Source organism: Flavobacterium sp., from assembly GCF_040382755.1.
Lineage (GTDB): Bacteria > Bacteroidota > Bacteroidia > Flavobacteriales > Flavobacteriaceae > Flavobacterium.
Window position 1 is genome coordinate 1 of record NZ_JBEIET010000269.1, and the last position, 1,339, is coordinate 1,339.

The following is a 1,339-nucleotide window of genomic DNA, read 5'->3' on the forward strand; positions in this document are numbered from 1 at the left end:
CTGAAATGACGACAATTTCGACTATCTCTTGAATGGGGGCAAGTTGGCCGAGATGTGTCATGCTATGCGAGACCAAAAGTCGAAACATAGGACCACACATCAGGCCTGGGTTCGATCCCATCTTGCCAACATTTTATTTTATAGGTTTTGCTGGATTATGTTTAACCCAGAGTTAGTCATAGCCGAAATTTATACTATGTTTCTTTGCTTCCAATAAGTTATTTTCCCAATTTTAATTAATAATTAGTGTCTTTATTAGTATTATGGTTCTTTGAAATATTTTCGATAGATGAAAAATTTTCCTCAAAATTTCCCGTCTCCTTATTATTCTCGTTCCAAATTTTTATTTCTATTCCTTAGGGTGATTTTACGATTATTTCTTTTTGCTTCTTTATTATGGGCAACAACGGTTCTTTTTATCTCCTTTTCGCTTGGCTTCTCCTGAGAAAATTCCCAAGGGAAGTCGGCGAATTTTAAAATGAAATTTTAGTGGGTTGGCTCAAAAGCCTACCCGTTCAAAAATTGAATCAATGTACTCTGTTATTTACATGATCCAGACCTTATTCCTTTCTAAGCATTCTTAAAGCATTCTAATACTATTAGTTTCATTGGAATGTTACTTAATAATTTTGCTAGGTTTTCTTCTCAAAGCTCTTTTTGCCTTAACTTTATCAATTTTAGTTTTCCATTTTTACTTTTGGCTTTTCGACTGGGTTTGCTCTTTTTGGTTTGAATCGGTGCTTTTTAAATCAATTTATTTGTTTTTCTAGCTTCATGGTTGCTTAAGAATTCTGATATTTTAGTAATCTAGTCTAATTTCAAGTGATTTTTTAACAATCGATAGTTATAACAGCGCCCTCTATTGTTGGTTTTTGTAATGAGATTATCGGGATTTTTGTTCTTCTTGAACTCTAGTCCAGTTTTTGTTCGGTTTTACGGCAAAGTAAAGTGACGTTTGTTCTTTGCGAAAAATTTTATAGTAATTAAATATGTTATGAAGAGTCTAAAGGTAACTTAAAAGTTTCAAAAAGTTTTCCCGTCAGATGTGGGATTCGAATCCACGAGGCAATATTTCAGCCATCCCAGAGTTATACCAAGGGCATTTCGCCTTCATGGCTACATAGGACGCCTTAGACCACTCGGCCAACCTGACCATCGATGTTAGATATCAAGATCTGAACCAGGTGATCTATGGTGATTTTATAGTAGGGTCTAAGATAAATTTAAATACTACCCCTATTCAGGAGTATTTCAAAAGAATGTGTAACACATAAAATTTGGCCTCTCGACGGAGACGAGTTCTTCCATTTAATGGTTTATGACCAATATAAGTAGTTTC

1 tRNA gene is annotated in these 1,339 nt (G+C 34.4%); it reads right to left on the reverse strand.

Annotated elements, in window-relative coordinates:
• Positions 1 to 1,037 precede the first annotated feature (1,037 nt).
• Positions 1,038 to 1,153, reverse strand: a tRNA-OTHER gene (locus tag ABWO04_RS11940).
• Positions 1,154 to 1,339: the final 186 nt, after the last annotated feature.